Annotated in this window: 16 protein-coding genes; 13 read left to right on the top strand and 3 right to left on the bottom strand. The window is 49.6% G+C overall.

The features are described 5' to 3' along the window. Positions 1–286 precede the first annotated feature (286 nt). The 9 genes from ACFQZE_RS05305 (at position 287) to metE (ending at position 14,449) form a co-directional block, all read left to right on the top strand. Positions 287–1,582 (top strand): MFS transporter, encoded by a 1,296-nt coding sequence (locus tag ACFQZE_RS05305; protein ID WP_379354394.1) that lies wholly within the window; start codon positions 287–289, stop codon positions 1,580–1,582. 16 nt (positions 1,583–1,598) lie between these two features. Beyond that, complete coding sequence (gene solA / locus ACFQZE_RS05300) at positions 1,599–2,744, top strand: N-methyl-L-tryptophan oxidase (protein WP_379354392.1); 1,146 nt, start codon at positions 1,599–1,601, stop codon at positions 2,742–2,744. A 281-nt stretch (positions 2,745–3,025) separates the two neighbouring features. After that, positions 3,026–5,401 carry a hybrid sensor histidine kinase/response regulator gene (locus ACFQZE_RS05295; RefSeq protein WP_379354389.1) on the top strand — a complete coding sequence of 792 codons (2,376 nt, stop codon included), beginning with the start codon at positions 3,026–3,028 and terminating at the stop codon, positions 5,399–5,401. Between the two features lie 56 nt (positions 5,402–5,457). Then, positions 5,458–7,806, top strand: coding sequence for a hybrid sensor histidine kinase/response regulator (locus ACFQZE_RS05290; protein ID WP_379354387.1), 2,349 nt, complete (start codon positions 5,458–5,460; stop codon positions 7,804–7,806). Further along, on the top strand, positions 7,806–8,171 hold the full coding sequence (locus ACFQZE_RS05285; RefSeq protein WP_379354385.1) for a response regulator: 366 nt from the start codon (positions 7,806–7,808) through the stop codon (positions 8,169–8,171). Before ACFQZE_RS05290 ends, ACFQZE_RS05285 begins: the two co-directional genes overlap by 1 nt. A 25-nt stretch (positions 8,172–8,196) precedes the next feature. Continuing rightward, entirely contained in the window at positions 8,197–9,246 is a 1,050-nt protein-coding gene (locus ACFQZE_RS05280) for an HD-GYP domain-containing protein (RefSeq protein ID WP_379354383.1), read from the top strand. A 282-nt stretch (positions 9,247–9,528) separates the two neighbouring features. After that, positions 9,529–10,140, top strand: coding sequence for a rhomboid family intramembrane serine protease (locus ACFQZE_RS05275; protein WP_379354381.1), 612 nt, complete (start codon positions 9,529–9,531; stop codon positions 10,138–10,140). A gap of 983 nt (positions 10,141–11,123) precedes the next feature. Next, positions 11,124–12,026 carry a LysR family transcriptional regulator gene (locus ACFQZE_RS05270; RefSeq protein WP_379355518.1) on the top strand — a complete coding sequence of 301 codons (903 nt, stop codon included), beginning with the start codon at positions 11,124–11,126 and terminating at the stop codon, positions 12,024–12,026. A gap of 134 nt (positions 12,027–12,160) precedes the next feature. Continuing rightward, the gene (metE, locus tag ACFQZE_RS05265; protein WP_379354379.1) at positions 12,161–14,449 is read left to right on the top strand and encodes a 5-methyltetrahydropteroyltriglutamate--homocysteine S-methyltransferase; all 2,289 of its coding nucleotides are present in this window, start codon (positions 12,161–12,163) and stop codon (positions 14,447–14,449) included. 127 nt (positions 14,450–14,576) lie between these two features. Here the strand turns inward: metE and ACFQZE_RS05260 are convergent, their stop codons facing one another. Next, on the bottom strand, positions 14,577–16,265 hold the full coding sequence (locus ACFQZE_RS05260; RefSeq protein ID WP_379354376.1) for an exosporium glycoprotein BclB-related protein: 1,689 nt from the start codon (positions 16,263–16,265) through the stop codon (positions 14,577–14,579). 250 nt (positions 16,266–16,515) lie between these two features. Here ACFQZE_RS05260 and ACFQZE_RS05255 point away from each other — a divergent pair, with 250 nt between their 5' ends. Next, entirely contained in the window at positions 16,516–18,069 is a 1,554-nt protein-coding gene (locus ACFQZE_RS05255) for an SAM-dependent methyltransferase (RefSeq protein WP_379354373.1), read from the top strand. A 58-nt stretch (positions 18,070–18,127) separates the two neighbouring features. On the opposite strand, the gene ACFQZE_RS05250 is transcribed toward ACFQZE_RS05255, so the two are convergent. Next, entirely contained in the window at positions 18,128–18,565 is a 438-nt protein-coding gene (locus ACFQZE_RS05250) for an Lrp/AsnC family transcriptional regulator (RefSeq protein ID WP_379354371.1), read from the bottom strand. Between the two features lie 159 nt (positions 18,566–18,724). Here ACFQZE_RS05250 and namA point away from each other — a divergent pair, with 159 nt between their 5' ends. After that, on the top strand, positions 18,725–19,729 hold the full coding sequence (namA, locus tag ACFQZE_RS05245) for an NADPH dehydrogenase NamA (RefSeq protein ID WP_379354369.1): 1,005 nt from the start codon (positions 18,725–18,727) through the stop codon (positions 19,727–19,729). Here namA and pdxR read toward each other — a convergent pair. Continuing rightward, a complete protein-coding gene (pdxR, locus tag ACFQZE_RS05240) occupies positions 19,726–21,147 on the bottom strand; it encodes a MocR-like pyridoxine biosynthesis transcription factor PdxR (RefSeq protein WP_379354367.1) in 1,422 nt (473 codons plus the stop codon). The two genes, namA and pdxR, sit on opposite strands and share 4 nt — an antisense overlap. A 112-nt stretch (positions 21,148–21,259) precedes the next feature. Here pdxR and ACFQZE_RS05235 point away from each other — a divergent pair, with 112 nt between their 5' ends. Together ACFQZE_RS05235 and ACFQZE_RS05230 are read left to right on the top strand one after the other, a co-directional pair. Further along, positions 21,260–22,261, top strand: coding sequence for an aldo/keto reductase (locus ACFQZE_RS05235; RefSeq protein WP_379354365.1), 1,002 nt, complete (start codon positions 21,260–21,262; stop codon positions 22,259–22,261). A 34-nt stretch (positions 22,262–22,295) separates the two neighbouring features. After that, positions 22,296–22,844: a GNAT family N-acetyltransferase gene (locus ACFQZE_RS05230; RefSeq protein ID WP_379355516.1), complete on the top strand. Its 549-nt coding sequence runs from the start codon at positions 22,296–22,298 to the stop codon at positions 22,842–22,844. The last annotated feature ends 101 nt before the right edge of the window (positions 22,845–22,945 follow it).

Raw genomic sequence — 22,945 nt, 5'->3', positions numbered from 1 at the left:
TCATTATAGTGAAGAATATATGACATCCATATCAGTCCGGCGAACTAAAAATTTATATTATTTTAGCTTTTAGAATGTAGAGTTTTGTTATGCATTATCGTATTTTGTAGAAATGGTCAAATTGCCGTTACGAATAAGACTATGAATTAAGAAGCCGCGCAGTATTGCGGTTTCTTTTTTTATGAGCGCAATTACAGAAAAAATAAGTTATTGACATTGCGGAGGGACGGAAGTACGATACGGACACACCATACTCAGACATAAAAGGATAGGCGGGTGGTTTTTCATGAATGCGAAGACAGGAGTGGCGACGGATTCATCCGAGCGTTCCGTCTTGCATCGGAATGTTCAGCCGGAGCACAGGCACCGGATATTTAAACGCACTTTGATTATTGTCGTATTGGCGCAATTGTTCGGCGGAGCCGGACTTGCGGCCGGTGTAACGGTCGGAGCGCTGCTTGCTCAGGATATGCTTGGAACGGAATCGATTGCAGGGATTCCTTCGGCTCTGATTACGCTTGGTTCAGCCATTGCCGCTTATTCCATGGGCAAGCTGTCCAGCCGATTCGGCAGAAGGCCGGGGCTTGCTGCCGGATTTTTGACGGGGGGCATCGGAGCCGCCGGTATCGTCCTGGCCGCTGTTATGGATTCAATTGTTTTGCTTTTTGTCTTTCTATTACTATATGGGGCTGGTACGGCATCCAACTTGCAAGCCCGATATGCGGGGACGGACTTGGCGTTGCCCAAACAGCGGGCGACGGCCATCAGCATCGCTATGGTTGCGACAACTTTTGGCGCGGTAGCGGGTCCCAATTTGGTTGGCATGATGGGCAAGGTAGCTGCTTCCTTCCATATTCCGCCGCTTGCCGGACCTTTTTTGCTGGCGGCTGCCGCCTTCCTGCTTGCGGGACTTATTTTGCTCCTTTTGCTTCGTCCAGATCCTTTACTATTGGCGCAAGCAGCAGAGCAAGAGAGCAGAGCACAAGTCAGCTCTGCTAACTCGGTAGCATCCGCACATTCTCGCAGAGGCATAAAGGTTGGCGCTTCTATTATGATCTTGACCCAGTTGGTTATGGTCGCCATTATGACGATGACGCCCGTACATATGATGCATCACGGACATGATCTTAACCAAGTAGGGCTGGTCATTGGCATTCATGTCGGCTTTATGTATCTTCCATCTCTCGTAACTGGCTATTTGGTAGACAAATGGGGCAGGCTGCCGATGGCATGCGCTTCGGGAGTCATTTTGCTTGCCGCCGCTCTAACTGCCGCATTTGGTTCTCCCCATTCTTTGGTTGCGATGATCGCAGCGCTAGCTTTGCTGGGGCTGGGCTGGAATTTGGGCTTAATTAGCGGTACTGCGCTTATTGTAGATCATACCGCTCCTTCAACAAGAGCCAAAACGCAAGGCAGTCTGGACGTTTGGGTTGCGCTTGCAGGCGCTTCGGGCGGAGCGCTTTCCGGCATTTTGGCCTCGCTATCTAGTTACTCTATATTGGCATTAACAGGCGGACTTCTTGCGTTGACGCTTATACCGATTGTTGTTTGGTCGATGAGGAAAAAATCCGATAAGCCGTAAGAGGGGGAATCCTTCTGTGAGTTATGACGTGATTATTGCGGGCGCCGGTTCAATGGGTATGAGCGCGGGATATTATTTGGCCCGCAGCGGTGCCAAAACGTTAATGATCGACGCTTTTGATCCGCCGCACACCTCCGGAAGCCATCATGGCGATTCACGGTTAATGAGGCATGCGTATTCTGGGAGTCCGGTTTATACCGAAATGGCGCTGCGCTCCGACTATTTATGGAGGGAGCTTGAAGCAGAAGGGGATGCTGCGCTTTTTGTTCAGTCAGGCGTTTTAAATATGGGACAGTGGGATTCGGAGTTGTTAAAAACAAAAGAAGAGCGAGCGTCAAACTACCGCATTCCCATTGAATCCTTAAACGCAGACGATATTCGTGGAAGATGGAAGGGGCTGCAAATCCCTGATCATACTAGAGGTCTATACGAGCCGCAGGCGGGTTTTCTGCTGAGCGAAGCATGTGTGCAGACCTATCGTAACCTCGCTATTCGTCAAGGAGCGAAACTTCTGACCCATACTCCGATCATAACCTATAGGGCAGATGGTCACTCCGTCTCCGTCGAAACGAAGGAAGGCATCTATTATGCGGACAAGCTGATTCTGTGTATGGGGGCGTGGTTTCAAACAAAGGTTTCGCAAGCGGAACTCCCGATTCAAGCCGTTCGCAAAGCGGTGGGCTGGTTTGAAGCACCGGGCTCCCTATTCGATCATACCCGGTTTCCCGGATTTACGTTCAGCAATGGGCAAGGAGAGTATTACGGATTTCCAAGCTATCGCGAGTCGGGAGTCAAAATCGGGAGGCATGACGCGGGCCAGCTGTGGAAACCGGATGAAACCTTTGAACCGTTTGGACACTATTCGGAGGATGAGAGCGATTTGCGTGGAGCGCTAAATACGACTATGCCGCAAGCCTCGGGACGGCTATTGAGGGGTGCGGTATGCAAATATGAACGAACCCCTGACGAGCATTTTATTATCGACAACCATCCGCAACACGCCAATGTGTGGCTTGCTGGCGGATTTTCCGGGCACGGCTTTAAATTTGCCAGCGCCGTCGGAGAGCTGTTGTCTGAAAAAGTATGGAGCGGAATTGATCGCTATGACCTCTCTCCCTTTTCCATTAGCCGCTTTAAAGGGTGCTCTGACAAAACTAAATGAGTCAAGCCTGTATTTTAGGCTATAAAAAAACGGCCACTAAGGTTCGAAAAATCTTAGAGGCCGTTTTTTTGCCTATTTTTCTTTCAAAATGCAACCATATAAATCAATAAAATAACAAAATGTCAGAGGTTGTCGTTTAATCGCGGAGGCTTGAGTATATGGGCCTAAATGATTTTGAAATAGTAGTTTTCATAATAGGTCAAACAGCGTAAAATAAATGAGTAACCTATGGTGATTTAGCAATATTTACATCGTTTTAAACGGAAAAAGGAGGAGCGGAATTGACGCATTTACACGGCTCGCATGATGCTACGCTCGTCGTCATTTCTTATATTGTAGCTGTCGTAGCTTCGTACACTTTGCTAGGGATGGTTGAAAGAAGCATAACTTCAAGCGGCAGACAGCGATGGGGCTGGAGGCTGTTTGGTGCTTTGTCGATGGGAATGGGCATTTGGTCGATGCATTTTGTCGGCATGTTGTCTTTTACCTTGCCGGTACCGGTCAGCTACGATTTAAGCATCGTGCTGCTGTCGGTAATCGCGGCGCTTGCAGGCTCGTTTGTTGCGCTATTGATTGCGGGACGAAGCGAGCCCCGATTGCGCCATATTTTTATAGGCGGGGCGTGGCTAGCCGCTGGCGTGGCGTCGATGCATTACATCGGCATGGCCGCTATGCAAATTAACATTACGTACGACCCTGTTTATTTCGCCTTGTCGATCTTAATTGCTGTGGTTGCTTCAATCGTAGCCTTGTGGCTGGCGATCTATTTTAAGAAAGGTGCGGAGTCCGGGAAGCGGTGGATGAAATTCGGCAGCGCGCTCATTATGGGGGCGGCCATTGCTGGCATGCATTATACCGGAATGATGGGGGCTAGTTTCCAGCCGCTGGATCAATCGGAATTGTCGGCGGGCGTCGTATTAAATCAGGAATGGCTTGCTTATTTGATTTCAACCGGTACATTAATTACGCTTGCCATCTCGATATTCGGCATTTTTATTTCCAAACGTTTTGCAGTGAAAGATTCCGAGATTCAAGAAAAATCGGAAGAAATTTATACGATGAATTTGGAGCTTCGACAGTTGAACGAGCATCTGGAAGAGCTGGTTGCGATTCGAACGGAGCAGTTGGAGAAAGCGCATAACGAAGCGATTGAAGCGAGTCAGATCAAAAGTCAGTTTTTGGCGAATATGAGCCATGAGCTTCGGACGCCGCTTAATGCGATTATCGGGTACAGCGAAATGCTGCAAGAGGAAGCGGAAGACATGGGGGAACCGAGTTTCGCCGAAGATTTGTCCCGCATTCATACAGCCGGCAAACATTTATTGGTGCTGATCAATGATATTTTGGATATTTCCAAAATTGAAGCGGGGAAGATGGAGCTTCATATTGAAATATGCAACCTGTCGGACATCATCGATGAAGTTATGGCGACCATGCGGCCGCTCATCGACGGGAAAGGGAATCGACTGGAGACGGTATTGAGCAAAAATATGGCTATCTGGACCGATATGACCAAGCTCCGCCAAATTTTAATCAACCTGCTCAGCAACGCCAATAAGTTTACAGACGTTGGAACGATTACTTTCGACATTCGCGAAGAAGCAAGAGGCCAGCGTGCGGGCTATAGCTTCCGCATAAGCGATACGGGCATCGGCATGACACCCGAGCAGGTGGACAAGCTATTTCGTCCGTTTACGCAAGCGGATGCCTCGACCACCCGTAAATATGGCGGCACAGGGCTTGGCCTTGCCATTACTCGCAATTTTGCGGGAATGATGGGCGGCACCATTGAAGTGACGAGCGAGCTTGGCGCAGGAACAACCTTTATTTGCTGGCTGCCTTCCGAGGAGCCGCTTGCGAGCGAGGAATCGCCCGCTGTCGAACATTTGGAGCCTGTCGTTACCGCTGGCGAAAGCGAAAAGAACGTACATATTTTGCTGATCGACGACGAAGCGTTTAACCGAGAACTAATGGAGAAATATTTATCCAAAACAGGCTGGAAGCTTGTTGCCGCAGCGGGCGGAGCCGAAGGGCTGAGGCTGGCGAAGGCAATTAAGCCGAAAGTGATTTGTCTCGATATACTGATGCCAAACATGGATGGCTGGAGTGTGCTGACCGCACTGAAAAGCGATCCTGAGCTGGCGGATATTCCCGTTATTATTTGGTCGATGGCCGGCGACAAGCAATTGGGTTATTTGTTGGGGGCGGCGGAATTTCTAATGAAGCCCGTCCAAAGGGAGCAATTAATTAGTGTTATAAATCGATATTTGCCCTCTGAAGAAGAGTACCAGTCTATTCTTGTCATTGAAGACGATACGGCGGCCAGCGAACTTGCGGCAAGAACGCTGCGCAAGGAAGGTTTCGTCGTTTTGGAGGCCGGAAACGGTCTTAAAGCACTCCATTTATTGTCGCGCGAGCGGCCTCCTTCGCTCATTTTGCTAGATTTGATGATGCCGGAAATGGACGGCTTTACGTTTATTGAGGAACTAAGGATGAGAGAGGCTTGGAGAACGATTCCGGTCGTTGTGCTCACAGCCAAAACGCTAACTCCCGAAGACCGAAAAAAGCTGAACGGATACGTTCAAAACATTGTTCAAAAAGGAGCTTTTTCCCCGCAAGCGCTGCTTGAGGAGATCAAGAGCTATTTAGACCGATAAGAGAAGCGAATACCGGTTAATCGAGTACACACTCTTAAGATGAATAGGAGAAGATCATGTCAACGATCCAACAGGATGTTTTGCATGCGTTAACGGTCTTAGGGGAAACGTCCACCATTTCAATTACGGATGATAAGGGCATTTTCACCTTTGTCAACGAGCTATTTTGCGAGAAATCGAAATATGAGCGGGATGACATTATAGGACAAGGCTATGACAAAATTAGCTCCGGCTATCATTCTCGAATTATGGCGCTAGAGCTTTGGGATATGACGGCAGATGGCAAGGTGTGGAAGGGCGAGCTAAAGCATCGTGCCAAGGACGGCAGCGAATATTGGGTCAACTTGACGGTTGTCCCTTTTGTCAACGATGAAGGAACCGTCTACCAGCGAATTTCGATCGGGACGGATATTACAGACCGCAAAGTAAGCGAGGGCCAGTTAGTTAAAGCGATGGACAATTTGCGGGATATTGAGGATGCGCTTGATGCTTCCTCGATCGTGGCCATCACAGACGACAAAGGCGTTATTACTTATGTCAACGAGAAGTTTTGCGAGATATCCAAATACGATAGGGAAGAGTTGATTGGCAAAACGCATCGCGTCATAAACTCTGGGTTTCATCCCAAGTCTTTTTTTAAAGAGATGTGGGAGACGATTACGGTAGGCCGCAGCTGGAGGGGCGAAGTGAAAAACCGCGCCAAAGACGGCACCGAATATTGGATGAATACGACAATTGTTCCTTTTCTCGACGATAATCTTCGTCCTCGCCAGTTTATTGCGATTCGAACGGATATTACGGACCGGGTTAAAGCGGAAACAGCGCTCGCAGAGAAGACCAAGCAGCTCGCGAAAGCGCATGACGAAGCGATTAAGGCCAATATGATCAAGAGCCAGTTTTTGGCCAATATGAGCCATGAGCTGCGGACACCGCTAAATGCCATTATCGGTTATAGCGAAATGCTGCAAGAGGAAGCGGAGGAACTTGGCGAAGCGACGTTTGCCGAAGATTTGGCGAAAATCAGCAAAGCCGGCAATCATCTATTGGCGCTCATCAACGATATATTGGATATTTCCAAAATTGAGGCGGGCAAAATGGAGCTCCATTTGGAAACTTGCGCTTTAAGAGATCTTGTCCAGGATGTGATGACGACGATTCGTCCTTTAACCGCGGGCAAAGGCAATCGTCTTCAAGTGAAATGCGAGGATCACTATGAAATAACGACGGATGTGACCAAGCTGCGGCAAATTTTGCTCAACCTGCTCAGCAATGCCAATAAATTTACGGAATCCGGCTCCATCCTGTTTGAAATTAGCGAGGAGACGCGCAATGAGCGAAGCGGATACCGGTTTGCTGTGCGAGATACGGGGATTGGCATGACGCCGGAGCAGCTCGACAAGCTGTTTCAGCCGTTTACACAAGCCGATGCTTCTACAACAAGAAAGTATGGGGGAACGGGTCTTGGCCTTGCGATTAGCCAACGATTCAGCGAAATTATGGGCGGAGACATTCGGGTGGAGAGTGAATTCGGCGTCGGAACGACGTTTACTTGCTGGCTGCCGGGTTCACCTTCGCAAAAGCTGATTGATCCCGAAAGAGCCGGGCTGCAAGCGGCAAGTGGATTAATGGACGAAGAGCAAGGAAGCGACATTCATATTTTGCTTATTGACGACGAAACGTTTAACCGCGACCTGATGGAACGGTATTTGGCGAAAACAGGCTGGTCGCTCGCTTTTGCAAACAATGGCGCCGAAGGACTGCGGCTGGCGAAGAAGCTTCGGCCTAAAGTCATTTGCCTCGATATATTAATGCCGAGCATGGACGGATGGAGTGTGCTGACGGCACTAAAAAGCGACGCCGAACTTGCCGATATACCCGTTATTATTTGGTCGATGACAAATGACAAGCAGCAGGGCTATTCGCTTGGAGCGACTGATTTTTTAATGAAGCCCGTCCAGCGCGATGAGTTGATTGCCGTTATGGAGCGTTATTTAAAAAACAGGCGTGAGAGCACGGTTCTAGTCATTGAAGACGATGCCTCCGCCAGCGAGCTGATTACGCGGCAACTGCGGAAGGACGGATACAACGTAACGGAAGCCGCCAATGGAGCTGTAGCTTTGGAAATGATGGCCCGGGAGCTTCCTTCGCTAATCGTACTCGATTTAATGATGCCTGAAATGGACGGCTTTGAATTTATTGAGACCCTCAAAAAGCAGGATGAAGCATGCAAAGTTCCAATTGTTGTCCTGTCTTCGAAGGAGATTTCGATGGAGGAGCGGCAAAAGCTGACCGGCAGCGTAAAAAATATTATTCAAAAGGGAGCTTTTCATCCAAAATCTTTGCTCGCCGAAATTCAGACATACCTACTGCAAAAGGATGACAGTAAGAAAGGAGCAGCGGAATAATGCATACGATTTTGCTTGTGGAAGACAACGAGATGAATCGCGACATGCTCAGCAGGCGGCTTGTCCGCAAAGGCTATCGAGTTCTGACGGCGGTAGACGGGCTGCAAGGTGTGGAGATAGCGGACTCGGAGCGTCCCGATCTGATTCTGATGGATATGAGTCTTCCAGTTATGGACGGATGGGAAGCGACCCGAACGCTAAAGGGGAATGAAGCATTGAAATCGATCCCCGTTATCGCTCTGACGGCACATGCGATGGCCGGCGATGACGAAAAAGCGTTCCAGGCAGGCTGCGACGACTTCGATACGAAGCCGATCGATTTGGAACGTTTGCTGCAAAAAATGCAGCAATTGCTGGCGAAATAAAGCTTTACAGAAGCGGGGGACTAACGTGGCATCATTTGCTCCGAATCATGCGAAAATATTAATTGTAGACGATCAAGAATACAATATCAGCCTGCTGGAAAGAATTCTCGGCCGTGCAGGGTTTCAGCATATATTCAGTACTATGGATCCGCATCAAATTGGGCAAATGCTTATTGATGTGGACCCAGACATTATTTTGCTGGACTTGCATATGCCCGGAATGGACGGAATCCAGTCGCTTAAGCTGATCCGCGAGCAGATTGGCGAAGACAACTACTTGCCCGTTTTAATGCTGACAGCTGACGTGACGCCTAAGGCGAAGCAAGAGGGGCTGCAAGCAGGCGTCAACGATTTTTTGACCAAACCCTATGATCGAAACGAGGTTGTGTTGCGTATTACGAACTTATTAAAAACCCGGGATCTTCACAAGCAGCTTCAGCGCCATAATTTATTGCTGGAGGAACGTGTGCAGCAAAGGACGGAACAGCTTCAGCAGGCCAAGCTGGAAATTTTGCAGCTATTCGGGCGTGCGGCAGAATACCGGGACGACATGACAGGCATGCATACGCAGCGCGTCGGTGAATTATCCAATATGATCGCATTGGAATTAGGGCTTCCTCAGCGGGTTGTCGAGCAGATCAGCATGGCCGCTCCGCTGCATGATATCGGGAAAATCGGCATTCCCGATGTTATTTTGCTTAAGCCGGGCCGCTTTGAAGAAGAAGAATTTGAGCACATGAAACGCCACACGACGATTGGGGCGAGCATTTTGGAAGGAAGCTCCTTCGACGTGCTCAAAATGGCGGAATTGATTGCAAGGTCGCATCACGAGAAGTGGGACGGCACCGGCTATCCACAGCAGCTTCGCGGCGATGACATTCCGATAGAAGCTCGAATTGTGGCGCTTGCGGACTTTTACGATGCACTCACGCATGAACGGCCTTACAAAAAGGCGTGGACGTCTGAAGAAGCCATCGCAGAAATCGAGAACCAAAGCGGCCGCCATTTTGATCCGAGTGTTGTGCAAGCCTTTCTGAGAGGCATTCGCAAGGGGGATGCGGTAGAGAGTATTTAAAGGGTTTCTTCGAGGAAGCGAGCGGATTTCGTATCCGCTGCTCCTTCTCCTCGGATAACCTTTGACGATGAATATAAAGCGCTAGCACTGGGGGATTGCCTTTGGGCTTGCGCTTTTTTTATTAATAATGAGTCGAGCCGCCTATTCCAATAACCATATCCTCCTATAGCGAACTATCGTTAGAAGTGGTATCATTTTAATTTCTAAAGCGGCAGTTTAGACATGGGAGCTCGGGTCCAATAATATAATAGGCTTCAAATCCGATAAGGAGGCATGGTCGGTATGTTTTTACGCAGTGAAAGCTTAAAGGAATATATCCGGTTATATCCGGTCATAAGTGTTGTTTTGCTAATCAATATTGGATTGTTTATCGCAATGGAAGTGGCGGGGTCTTCGACCTCCAACGCTACGTTGTTTGAATTTGGCGCAATGTTTAAATTGGAAGGATATGCGGGGCCGGAGCCGTGGCGGTTCGTCAGCTCGATGTTTCTTCATATCGGGTTTATGCATTTGCTTATGAACGGATTTGCGCTGTATGTATTTGCCGCGCCGCTTGAACGAATGTTTGGGAAATGGAGATTTGCTGTTCTTTATTTAGCGTCCGGCATTATTGGCAGCATCGCGAGCTACTGGCTCCATCCCGGCGATTTTATCGGGGCGGGAGCTTCGGGAGCCATTTATGGCATCTATGCGGCTTATCTGTATTTGTCCATCTTTTATAAGGATGTGTTTGGAAAAGACAATGCGGTCGCCATTCAGACGATTCTTGTAGTCGGCGTTATTTACTCTATCGTCATGCCCAATGTCGATCTATACGCTCATCTTGGCGGATTTGCGGGAGGTTTGCTGGCCACGGCCGTTATTTTCGCGGTAGCTAGAAGGAGACGGCAGTAGGGAAGAGATGGCATTAGGAAAGAAATGGAAATAGGATAGAGACAGATAGGGAAGAGACAGCAATAGGAAACAAGATGCATACCGGATGAAATCGTCCACATCATTGTTCATCTACAGCAATTGCAACTTCGGGCTTTCATAAAAAGGGCATTCCTATAAATCAATGATGATTGCCCTCTCATGTAATAGTGATTTCCAGCAATAAAAAAGCCTTCAAATCCACTGTAGCGGTGGATTTGAAGGCTTTTTGGCTCTACATTTGGGAGTGGCTCATCTGTCATTGCCCTTTTGAAAAGCCCTTTTTCTGTTTTTTTGGGAAAAGCGCAATTGTAATGAGCAGCGCCCTCCATTGTGCTAGAAACCACTAGAGGTTTCGCGGAGCCATGGTTTGGAGATTTAGTTGTGCGAGAAACCACTGGAGGTCAAGCGTGGGCCCGATTTGGAGATTTAGTTGTGCGAGAAACCACTGGAGGTCTCGCGGAGCCCCGATTTGGAGATTTAGTTCTGTGAGAAACCACTGGAGGTCTCGCGGAGCCCCGATTTGGAGATTTAGTTGTGCGAGAAACCACTGGAGGTCAAGCGTGGCCCCGATTTGGAGATTTAGTTGTGTAAGAAACCACTAGAGGTCACGAGTGGCCCCGATTTGGAGATTTAGTTGTGTGAGAAACCACTGGAGGTCAAGCATGGCCCCGATTTGGAGATTTAGTTGTGTAAGAAACCACTAGAGCGCTCGGCGAGTCCCTTTTTGGACAATTAGCCTTGAGATCGGGTGTCTCTGCCGGCGACCGCTTTGCGGCAATGGAGGCACCTGACCTTTAATGAATGGCATCCGAAACTTCGCTAAAACAACAATACGGAATGTTGCCATGTTATGTAGAACACTACCATGAAAACAAATAAGCCGACCAAAGTAAAGTAGCGGCGACAGACCTCATTTAAGTTGTATAATAGGGAGTAAAAAACGGTTGGAAGGGGATACGACGTTGACGTTGCAGCAGCTTAAATATGTCATTGAGGTTGCCACCAGAGGCTCTATAAACGAAGCCGCCAAACGGCTGTTTATTTCCCAGCCCAGTCTCTCAAACGCGATCAAAGATTTGGAAGAAGAGATGGGGGTCGCCATTTTTGAAAGAACGAATAAGGGAATCTCTCTCTCCAAAGAAGGGGTAGAGTTTTTAAGTTATGCGCGTCAGGTAGTCGAGCAAGCAGAGCTGCTGGAAAACCGCTATTTGAACGCCAAGCCGTCGCCGCAGCATTTTTCGGTATCGACACAGCACTACGCCTTTGCCGTCAACGCATTTGTCAGCTTGGTGCAGGAGCATGGGCATGAGGAGTACGAGCTGGCGCTGCGGGAAACCAAAACCTATGAAATTATAGAAGATGTCAAAAGCATGCGCAGTGAAATCGGCATCCTCTACTTGAACGAATTCAACGGCAAAGTCATTAACAAGCTTCTGAAATCGGCGAATTTGCAATTCAACAGCTTATTTACGGCCAAACCGCATGTTTTTATAAGCGTTCACAATCCGCTCGCGAAGCAAAAGATCGTGACGATTGACCAACTGCAGGAATATCCTTATTTGTCATTTGATCAAGGGGAATACAACTCGTTTCACTTTTCGGAAGAAATTTTGAGCACGCTGTCGCATAAAAAAAGCATAACGGTCAACGACCGGGCAACGCTTTTTAATTTGTTGATCGGGCTGAACGGTTATACGATTTCGACAGGCGTCCTAAGCGCCGATTTGAACGGAAACGCCATTATTCCTGTTCCTTTGGACTGTGAAGAAAATATAAACGTAGGCTGGATTTCCCATAAAAATACGTCGTTATCGCTGCTCGGATCTGCATATGTTGAAGCGCTAAAATCGGCTATTGCCCAATAATGTTTCCCAACCACGGCCGACGCCGCACTCCGGTATAGTTTTTGACTATATCTAGATATAGTTTAATCCAGTTACACTATATCTAAGCGATCATGGTATCTTTCTTGTAACAATTTGTATAGGAGTGTTGCAAGATGGCAAAAAGCAGTGTGCTCGGCTATCCTCGTATTGGCGCGGACCGTGAATGGAAAAAGGCTTTGGAATCGTTTTGGGGAGGCAAGCTGGAACAAGGGGAGTTTCTTGACAAGCTTCAGGAAATCCGTCTGAATCATTTGCGGAAGCAGCAGGAGCAGGGAATTGACTACATTCCAGTCAATGATTTCAGCCTTTACGATCAAGTGCTGGATACGGCTGCTATGTTCGGAATTGTGCCGAAGCGATTCGATTATGACGGCGGTGTAGTTCCTTTGTCCGTTTATTATGGCATCGCCCGTGGAACAAAAGACGCGACTGCCAGCGAAATGACCAAATGGTTTAATACCAACTACCATTACATCGTTCCTGAACTAGACGGAGCGGAGCCAAGCCTTGCTGAAAATAAACCTCTTGCCGCTTATCGCGAAGCAAAAGAAAAGCTAGGCATTGAAGGCAGACCGGTTATTATCGGTCCACTGACGTTTCTGAAGCTGTCCAAAGGATACGATGCGTCGCAGACTGACGAATGGATCGGACGTTTGCTTCCATTGTACGTTCAAGTATTGCAAGAGCTCGCAACTGAGGGAGTGCAATGGGTACAAATCGACGAGCCGATTCTCGTCACTAAAGTAAGCGGCCAAGATATTGCCCGTTTGAAAACGATTTACGATACGTTCGCCGCAGCCGTGCCGCAGCTGAGCATTATGCTGCAAACGTATTTTGAAGCAGTAGAGAGCTACAACGAAATCGTTCAGCTCCCGGTTAAAGGAATCGGCCTTGATTTTGTCCATGGGCTGTCCGGCAACGTGGCGGCTATCCAGCAATTTGGATTCCCGCAGGACAAAGTACTTGGTGCCGGCGTGATCGATGGCCGCGGCATTTGGAAGGCTTCACTCAAGGAGAAGCTGGCGCTGCTCGGCGAACTTTCCGCAGTCGTTTCGTCCGATCACCTTATCGTTCAATCGTCTTGCAGCCTGCTTCATGTTCCTGTAACGGTGCAGAATGAAACAAAGCTTTTGCCGGAACTGAAGGGTGCGCTTGCGTTCGCCGATGAAAAGCTGACCGAAATCGCTTTACTGACTAAAGCGGTAAATGAAGGGCAAGCCGCCGTTGCCGAGCAGTTGGAGCAAAGCGAACAAGCGATTACCGCACTTAAACAGTCCAGCGAGCGCAACCGCCGCGATGTGCAGGAAACCGTTAAAACGATTAGCGGCTTGCAGCCAAACCGGAACCAATCGTTTGCAAATCGCCATATCGCCCAGCAGCACAAATGGAATTTGCCATTGCTGCCGACGACAACGATCGGAAGCTTCCCGCAGTCGGCTGAAGTTCGCAAGGCACGCCAGCTTTGGCGCAAAGGCGAGTGGGGCAACGAGCAGTACGGCGATTTCATTCGCGAGCAAATTGATCTGTGGGTCAAGCTGCAAGAGGAGATCGGGATCGATGTTCTCGTTCACGGCGAGTTTGAACGGACGGATATGGTCGAATTTTTTGGCGAAAAGCTTGCCGGATTTGCTTTTACCCAATACGGTTGGGTCCAATCCTACGGCTCCCGCTGCGTAAAGCCGCCAGTCATTTTTGGAGATGTGGCCTTCGAAGAGGCGATGACGGTAGAAGAGACGGTATATGCTCAATCGCAAACGAAACGTCCGGTCAAAGGGATGTTGACAGGCCCGATTACGATTATGAACTGGTCGTTTGTTCGTGATGACATTAGCCGCGAGGAAATTGCTTACCAGCTTGCATATGCGCTTAGACAGGAAGTTGAAGCGTTGGAGCAGGCGGGTATCGGGATGATTCAGGTCGATGAGCCGGCCGTGCGCGAAGGATTGCCGCTGAAAGAAGCGGATCAAGCTCATTACTTGTCTTGGGCGGTCAAAGCGTTCCGTATGACGACTTGTACGGTTCAAGATACAACGCAAATTCATACGCATATGTGCTATTGTGAATTCCACGATATGATTGATTCCATTGAATCGATGGATGCGGATGTTATTTCGATCGAAACGTCCCGCAGCCACGGAGAGCTTATCCATAGCTTTGAGGAGAATACGTACAAGCTTGGCATCGGCCTTGGCGTATATGATATTCATAGCCCTCGCGTACCGGGTGTGGAAGAGATGACCAGTATGATCGAACGCGCTTTGCGTGTGCTTGATCCAAAGCTGTTTTGGATTAACCCGGATTGCGGCTTAAAAACTCGCGGCCGCGAGGAAACCATTGCTTCGCTGCGCAATATGGTAGAAGCGACTGAGCTAGCCCGTGAGAAATACACACAAAAGGTATAGCGCGATTGCAAGACGGCTTTTGGATTAGGAGATTTGGACATATATAAAATAGAGAAACCGTCCCTTGGAGGATGGCCCGATTGCGAGGCCATTCCCCAAAGACGGTTTCTTTTGCGCTGTTTGTCTATTATGCGATCGTAACGCCAGCGCTGGCGTAACCTTCAATCGTGTTAATTAGACTCAGGCCAGTAGCGGTTGCCGAGAAGACGAGCAATAGCCGCTCTTGCGTCGTAACGGGAATGCTGAGTCCCGTAGTCGCTCCGTTGCTGATCGCTCCGATGGCGATAATGCCTGTCAAGCTTGGTGCCAGCGTTACGATTGCTCCCGGTATCGGGGTAAAAGTATTGTTAGGCGTAGTTGAGCTATATAGTTGAGCTTGAATCGTTACGGTCGATCCAATAAGGCTGAGCGCAAGCGTTGTGCTGAAGTAAGCTGCGATGGAAGTAATCGTGCCAGCTCTTGGAACGGTGAAGGCAAAGTTCAACAGTGTTCCCGAAGCGCCCGTCAAGTCGATTGTTGCTCCAAGCACGCTCAGCGTAGGAGCGCTGCTGCCAAAGCCAACAAGTCCGCCGGTTCCGGCGAGTCCGCCAAGAATGGTAGTTAAGGATGTCGGAATTCCGGAAGCGAAAGGAATAATCGCACCGCTGCCCGTCGCACCTGTAGCGCCAGTCGCTCCAGTTGCTCCTGTAGCACCTGTAACGCCGGTCGCTCCAGTAGCTCCAGTCGCACCCGTAGCTCCTGTCAAACCAGTCGCACCTGTAGCGCCCGTCGCCCCAGTCACACCAGTAGCACCAGTAAGGCCCGTTGCTCCTGTTGCCCCAGTAGCTCCAGTAGCTCCATCCACACCTGTAGCGCCTGTTGGACCTGTAGGTCCAGTTGCGCCCGTCGCACCCGTTGGTCCAGTAGCTCCGTCGTCGCCCGTTGCACCCGTTGGTCCAGTCGCACCTGTTGTGCCTGTCGCACCAGTCGCACCTGTTGCTCCTGGGTCACCCGTAACACCAGTCGCGCCTGTCGATCCTGTTGGCCCTGTCGCTCCCGTTGCGCCCGTCGCTCCGTCGTCGCCCGTTGCACCCGTTGCGCCAGTCGCGCCAGTAGCTCCTGTAGCGCCCGTCGCCCCTGTAATGCCATCGTCGCCAGTCGGGCCTGTCGCACCTGTCGCACCTGTTGGCCCAGTCGCGCCAGTCGCACCCGTCGCTCCGTCATCGCCCGTTGCGCCAGTCGCTCCCGTCGTACCTGTAGCGCCAGTCGCCCCTGTAACTCCTGTTGCCCCAGTCGCGCCAGTCGGCCCCGTTGCTCCTACTCCAGTCGCTCCCGTCGCGCCAGTTGCGCCTGTCGTACCCGTCGCACCAGTCGCGCCTGTTGCTCCTGTCGCTCCTGAAACGCCCGTCGCTCCGGTTAATCCCGTCGCGCCCGTCGCCCCTGTAGCGCCAGTCGCGCCCGTTGCGCCCGTCGGACCTGTCGGGCCTCCTGCTGGACCTGTCGCTCCAGTCGATCCCGTTGGCCCTGTAGGGCCGACGGATATCGGCGTGTTCAAGATGCTATCCAGCTTGGTCTGCAAAATCATTTCCTTTTGAGTAGCCACTTTCAGTGTGCTGAGTACGCTTTCGTTGATATTCAGCAAATCGCTTATCGTTGCAGGCGGTGCAGTTACGCCGGGAAGCGTTCCTAATACATATTGAATTTTTTCGCCTTCCGCATTAATAATGTGACTTAGCCCGAGCTCCTCGAGTGCAATGGACGACAAAAGCAAGTTGATGGCATCTTCGCGCGTGACGGTGATAGAAGGAGTAATGTTGGGCAGATTGGCTTGAGACATTGATGTTTCCCTCCTCAAAGTGTTTGATTGAATGTGTCTAATTAAAAGAAAAAATAGATTTGAAATATACTATGTGACTAGTATAAAAGGGTATAAGCTGTTCCCTACATATATGAAAAATGTGTACATATCCTCAAATCCATGGCTGCTGTCCGTCGCAGAAACGGGCTTTGCCGTTTGTTCCGTGTTAATATGATATGATGGGAAAAAGATCATCCATGACTATAAACCGAAAGCAGGTATAGATAAAATGACGCAACAGAGTAAGAAACGGTACCTTTTTAACGAGGCGCCATTTTGGGAGTGGCAGCGAAGCTACTACGAAGAGAAGGGGAAAAACGCCTGGACCAACGATCAGGTACCGCAATACAGCTCAAGCAATCCTATGATGGCGACGGCTTATGCGGAAATGATATTCGGCTTTCTTCAAGACCGAGCCAAAAGCGAGTGGCCAAAAGAGAGGGTCGTCATTGCCGAATTGGGCGCGGGCCATGGTCGCCTTGCGTTTCATCTTTTGGACCGCTTATGCGAATTGATCGATTATGCCGGCTTAGAACTGCCGCCGTTTCAATATATATTGACTGATTTGGCAGAAGCCAATATCGACGCTTGGCGAGAGCATCACGCGTTAAAGCGGTTTGTGGACTCCGGTCTGCTCGATTTTGCCAAATTCGACGCCATGCAGGATGCTGAGCTGCATTTGCTTGTTTCCAAAGAGACGATTAGCCCTGGCAGCTTGAAGCAGCCGGTTGTCATTGTCGCCAATTACTTTTTTGATGCGATCCCGCAACAATTGATTTATATAAAGGAAGGAAGGGTGCTGGAATGCGAAGTCATGCTGGAGCTGGAAGAAGGAGAAGGGACCTCCGATGAATCGGGCGCATTGAAGCATGTCCCGCTTAGCTATAGCTATCGCGAGGCTCCCCATTATGAAGATGATTCGTCGCCATACCGGGAGGTCATCTCGCTTTACCGGGAGGAGCTGGAAGATTCTCATGTTTTGTTCCCGGCGGCAGGCCTGGCTTGTATAGAGCGATTGCATGCTTTATCGGAAGCCGGCTTTGTGCTGCTGACGGCAGACAAGGGGGATCATTTGCTCGAAAGCTGGAAATATGCGGAGCCACCGCAGCTCGTTGTGCACGGCAGCTTTTCGCTTACGGCCAATTACCATGCCCTTTTGCATGTTTGGGAACAAAGGGGAGCTTTGCCGCTGTTAACGGCACACCATTATCAAAATATAAATGTAGGCTGCCTAATCATGGTGGACAACCCGCCCCACTGCACGCAATTACGGCTTGCCTATCGGCGGTTTGTTGAACGTTTTGGACCGGATGACTTCTACAGCTTAAAAGAGTGGGCGGATCGCAGCATCCATTCCATGAAGCTAAAGCAGTTGCTGGCTTTCTGGCGGCTTGGCGGATACGATGCGGAATTTTTTGTTCAAAGCGCGAAACGGCTGTCGAGCCTCATCCTAAAGGCAAATGATGAGGAATTGGACGATATAGTTCAAGGGATCCGATTGATGTGGAAGTCTTATTACAAATTGGAGCAGCGGTACGACTTGGCTTTGGATGCAGGTCTGTTGCTGTTTGAAATGGAGAGATACGAGGACGCGAAGATTTTTCTGGAAAAATCGGTGGAAACGGATGAAGAGGAACCTCTGCCAACGGTTTGGTGCTGCCTTGCCGTATGCTGCTGTGAGATGGGCATGATCGAGCAGGCCAAGCAATATTTGCAGGCTGCGCTTGCGCAAGAGCCAGACCATCTAGAAGCTCAAGCGCTGCTAGAAAGCTTATCCCAGTAGGCAAAAGTGTAAAGGACGATATTCGCAGGCGTGAGCCTAACGGATATCGTCCTTATTTTTAAACGGTCGCAATCGGGATTAGCGGTTTGTATTCAACGGGCGAAGACATCACAATGAGCGTGACGGAATCGCCGAATTTGCCGCTTGCGTTAATAAACGTTTCCAGACTCTGCATAGATTCCGTCGTTACCTTCAATAAATAGTTGTATTGTCCGCTTATGCGGTGGCATTCCATAAGGTCGACCGATTGTTTGCAAAACGCAATGAATCCTTCACAATCTTTGGTATGGAACATGAGATAGGCGGTTGTTGTTTTGTTCACCTTCTCCGCTGAAACGACAGCACGGTAGCCGAGCAAAATTCCGCGCTCCTCCAGCTTGCGCACCCTCTCCGCCACTGCAGGCTGGGAAAGGCCAACTTCGCTGCCTAGTTCCTTCATCGAAATTCTCCCTTGCTCCTGCAGCAATTCTACGATTTTTTTATCCGTTGTATCCATTCCGCCGCTCTCCTTTTTTTATTAAGTCAACATGCCAATATTTCTTTAATAATGAACAAAAGAAACCTAAATACCTTATTCATTCCATTCAATTGCCTGCTTCTCCTCTATATAATAAAACCAAAATTGAAAATAAAAAAGACAACGGGGGAATGGAAGATGAGCATGCTGTTTAGTCCAATCAAAATTCGGGAAATGGAACTGAAAAATCGGATTATGATGTCGCCCATGGGAACCGTTTCGGCGGGGGAAGACGGCTTCGCAACGGATTGGCATTTGCTCCATTACGGAGCGCGGGCGCTTGGCCAAGTGGGACTCATTATGCTGGAAGTAACGGCTGTTATGAAAGAAGGGCGGGATGCCGGCTCGCTTGGCATATGGAGCGACGAGCACATTCCAGCGTTTCGCCGTATCGTTCATGCGCTCCACGAGCAAGGCTCAAAAGCGGGCATCCAGCTTTGGCATGCTGGCCGCAAATCCAACTTGGAGGGACTTGCCGTATCGGCATCCGGCTTGCCTCATCAAGGGAGGAGCAGCCGCACGCTAACCATCCCGGAAATAAAAGAGGTTGTAGAAAGCTTTCGCGTTGGAGCGGCGCGGGCGAAGGAGGCGGGTTTCGACGCTATCGAGCTGCATGCGGCGCACGGTTATTTGCTGAACGAGTTTCTTTCTCGGCATACGAACAGAAGGACGGACGATTATGGTGGTTCCCCAGAGAGACGGTACCGTCTGCTGCGTGAAGTGATCGACGCTGTACGCAGCGTTTGGGACGGACCGCTTTTTGTCCGCGTATCGGCGAACGAATATGGCGAAGGCGGCAACGGCATCGAAGAAACGATTCGTTATGCCAACTGGATGAAGGAGCAAGACGTCGATCTCATCGATGCCAGCAGCGGCGGCGTATTTCCTGTCAAACCGGATGTTTATCCCGGCTACCAAGTGCCGTATTCCGAAGCGATCCGCCAAGCGGCGGAAATTCCGACTGCCGCTGTCGGACTGATTACAAGCGGGCTGCAAGCGGAAGAAGTATTGCGCAACAAACGCGCCGACTTGATTGCGGTAGGAAGATCGTTGCTGCGCAATCCGTTTTGGGCGCTTACGGCGGCGGAGCAGCTCGGTGAAACAATCGAGGAGCCCGCCCCGTACAAAGGCTTTTGGTATTAAGTGGCCGGGATATGCGAGAGTACAAACCGCTGGATGCGGGCTACGCCCTCTTCGATTTCTTTATTGGATAAGTTGCCGTAACCAAGCACGATGCCTTGCGGATAGGGCGATTCTGAAATTTTGTACTCGCAGGTTCGCTCTATTTGAAAACCAAACCTTTCCGTATCGTGCCAAGGCAGTTCGGCGACCAAAGGGGAGTGGAAACGGACTTGCAAATGCATGCCTGCCTCGTCACCCAAGATGGAAATATCAGCGCCAAAGCTGCTTTGAAGACGTTCCTTTAGGAGAGCTCTTCTTTTTTTATACACCTTTTTCATGGCTAGAATATGCCGTTCCAGCTGTCCATCCCGAATAAATGCATCTAGCGCCTTTTGCATCGTAAGCGGGGTAAACAGATTAAGCCGTTCTTTTGTTGCTGCAATCGTTCCAACCAGATTTGGAGGAGCTATTAAAAATCCGATTCGGAGGCCCGGCGACAACGTTTTGCTGAATGTCCCCATATAAATAACTCTGGCAGGGGACAGGGCTAACATAGGGGGAACAGGAATCCCCTTTAGCCGAAATTCGCTGTCGTAATCGTCTTCGAGCAAGTAGGCGCCGGCTTCTTCCGCCATCCGGATCGCTTTTTGCCTGCGCTGAATGGATAGTAGGCTTCCAGTAGGGAATTGATGCGATGGCGTAAGCAAAGCCAGATGCCCTTTCTCAAACCGAGTCAGATTATCGAGGTCCATTCCGTTGTGATCTACGCCGACTGGCACCAATCGATAATTTAGAGCGCTGAAAATATCGCGGGCAAACCCAATAGTGGGATCTTCTACGTACACGGAGTGGTAGTCGGCAGATAAGGCTAAGGCGGTCAGAAGCATCCCTTCTGACGAGCCCGATACGATCATAATTCTTTCCGGCGGACTGTCAATTCCTTTCGTTCGGTATAAATAGTCGGCAATAGCGGCCCGCAAGCCGGGGTCGCCCAGAAGGTTTCCATATCCGGACACGTGCCCTGCATCGGCCTCGGCTGCTTTTTTTACATATTTGGCCCACAAGCCCCTCGGAAAAAGGGTTTGATCCGGCAGGCCCGTTGCAAAATCGATGATGTCGCGGCTGCTGAACGAAACGGATTCGGTCACCTCTTGTTTTTGCAACGGTTCTTGCAGTCGGGTTTGCGTGGGTGTCGCAATTCCTTCCGCCACAAACGTGCCTGATCCCGTTCGGCCTTCCAAATAACCTTCGGCGGTTAACTGCTCGTAAGCCTCAATGACAATGTTGCGTGCAATTCCCCATTCCTTAGCCAATACTCGTGTCGGAAGAAGCCGGGTACCGGCAGCGAGTCCGCCGGACTCAATGACTGAGCGAAGCTGACCGCATATTTGCCTCGTTACGGAAAGAGGCGAGCCCTTTTCAATATAAATGCCGTACATCGTATTCCTCCCTGATTTGGCTCTAAAAAATATTCAAAAATCGGCTCTTATTGCAAGCCATTTGAATGATTATAATGAAAAACGAGCGATCCGAAAAGGGAGGATATATAAAATGAATACAGGAATGAAAACAGTAATGAAAAAGTTGGGCAAATCCGACATTGAAGTAAGTCCGCTTGGACTCGGGTGCTGGGCAATCGGTGGGCTTTTCACGCTAGACGGCATTCCGGACGGCTGGGGAGAAGTGAACGATGAGGAATCGATCCGTGCCATTCACGCGGCGATTGATAGAGGCATCACCTTTTTTGATACGGCGGATGCTTACGGGACAGGGCATAGCGAAGCGATTTTAGGCAAGGCGGTCAAAAACAGACGGGATCAAGTCGTCATTGCGACAAAGTTTGGCTATACAAATAACGAGTTGACCAAAGAAGTATTTGGCCGCCATGACGTATCTCCCGAATATATTCGTTATGCATGCGAGCGTTCCCTTCGCCATCTCGGGACCGATTATATCGATCTCTACCAAATTCACGCAGGTGGATTAAGCGGCGAAGAGATGGATTCCGCTATCGGAACTTTAAACGAGCTTCAGCAGGAAGGGCTTATCCGAAGCTACGGCTGGAGCACATGGGACCCGGAAAGGGCTGAAAGCTTTGCTAAACGATCGAAAGCGGTAGCGATTCAGCATACGCTTAACGTCCTAAGAAACGAAGAGCAGATGGTGTCTGTTTGCGAGCGGTATGGATTGTCGAGCATTAACAATTCGCCGCTTGCGATGGGGCTCCTAAGCGGTAAGTTTAACCAGAATTCCAAGCTGCCGGACTCCGATGTACGCGGCAGCAGCCATGAATGGGTCACTTATTTTAAAGATGGCAAGCCGTCTCCGGAGTACTTAGAGAAGTTGAATGCCGTTAAGGAGCTGCTTGGCAGCGACGGACGGACGCTTGTGCAGGGAGCGCTCGCTTGGATATGGGGAAGAAGCAACGCGGCCATTCCGATTCCAGGCTTCAAAACGACAAAACAAGTGGAAGAGCTCGCCGATGCCATCTCATTCGGCCCGCTTTCCAAATCGCAAATGGATGAAATTGAGAAGTTGCTGCGTTTCGTCTAGAATGGGGGGTAAACAAATAAAGGAGCTTTTGATGATGGAAGTTTCGATAATAGAAATGACGGAGAGCGATCATGAACATGTCATTGACATTGACGACAGTTTTGTTGTGGATTCTATTTTAATTCCCTATTTTTCGGGAGAGAGCATCGCATATACCACTCATAAGGTAGAATTTTATATCAAAAGTTATGAGGATGACGAATCGGATGAAAGCTTGGAGGAAAACCGGAATGGCTACAGCTCGGATTCCGTTATTTTCAAAGCTTTTGCGGATGAGCACCCGGCAGGTCAAATTAGACTTAAACGGAATTGGAATCATTTTGCCTATATAGAAGATATAAAAGTGGATAAGAGATACAGGAGAGCCGGGATCGGACGAAAGCTTATGGAGCAAGCGGAGAAATGGGCGCTGGCAGGCGGTATGCCGGGCGTCGCTCTCGAAACGCAAAACAACAATTTGAAAGCTTGCAAGTTCTACGAAAGCTGCGGATTTGTTTTAGGAGGCTTTGATTTATTCCTTTACAAAAATTTGGGGAAGTCTTCCGATGAGATTGCCCTTTATTGGTACAAGATGTTGAATTAACGGTTGATGTCAAAAAGATATCGAATTCGGCGAATCGCCCCGCCGGAGACGATATCTTTTTTTATGCATAAAATTTGATTTTATAGCTCGAAATGGTCATT

The sequence above is a fragment of the Paenibacillus sp. GCM10027627 genome, assembly GCF_042675505.1.
Classification (GTDB): domain Bacteria; phylum Bacillota; class Bacilli; order Paenibacillales; family Paenibacillaceae; genus Pristimantibacillus.
Note: the sequence above shows the minus strand (reverse complement) of the source record. Positions and strands in the feature narration are given on the sequence as shown.

Excerpts from the sequence above, each read along its gene's own strand:
- ACFQZE_RS05230 (WP_379355516.1), top strand. The coding sequence starts at position 22,296 with ATGGAAGTTTCGATAATAGAAATGACGGAGAGCGATCATGAACATGTC.
- ACFQZE_RS05275 (WP_379354381.1), top strand. The coding sequence starts at position 9,529 with ATGTTTTTACGCAGTGAAAGCTTAAAGGAATATATCCGGTTATATCCG.
- namA (WP_379354369.1), top strand. The coding sequence starts at position 18,725 with ATGAGCATGCTGTTTAGTCCAATCAAAATTCGGGAAATGGAACTGAAA.
- ACFQZE_RS05250 (WP_379354371.1), bottom strand. The coding sequence starts at position 18,565 with ATGGATACAACGGATAAAAAAATCGTAGAATTGCTGCAGGAGCAAGGG.
- ACFQZE_RS05285 (WP_379354385.1), top strand. The coding sequence starts at position 7,806 with ATGCATACGATTTTGCTTGTGGAAGACAACGAGATGAATCGCGACATG.
- pdxR (WP_379354367.1), bottom strand. The coding sequence starts at position 21,147 with ATGTACGGCATTTATATTGAAAAGGGCTCGCCTCTTTCCGTAACGAGG.
- ACFQZE_RS05260 (WP_379354376.1), bottom strand. The coding sequence starts at position 16,265 with ATGTCTCAAGCCAATCTGCCCAACATTACTCCTTCTATCACCGTCACG.
- ACFQZE_RS05235 (WP_379354365.1), top strand. The coding sequence starts at position 21,260 with ATGAATACAGGAATGAAAACAGTAATGAAAAAGTTGGGCAAATCCGAC.
- ACFQZE_RS05305 (WP_379354394.1), top strand. The coding sequence starts at position 287 with ATGAATGCGAAGACAGGAGTGGCGACGGATTCATCCGAGCGTTCCGTC.
- ACFQZE_RS05255 (WP_379354373.1), top strand. The coding sequence starts at position 16,516 with ATGACGCAACAGAGTAAGAAACGGTACCTTTTTAACGAGGCGCCATTT.
- ACFQZE_RS05290 (WP_379354387.1), top strand. The coding sequence starts at position 5,458 with ATGTCAACGATCCAACAGGATGTTTTGCATGCGTTAACGGTCTTAGGG.
- metE (WP_379354379.1), top strand. The coding sequence starts at position 12,161 with ATGGCAAAAAGCAGTGTGCTCGGCTATCCTCGTATTGGCGCGGACCGT.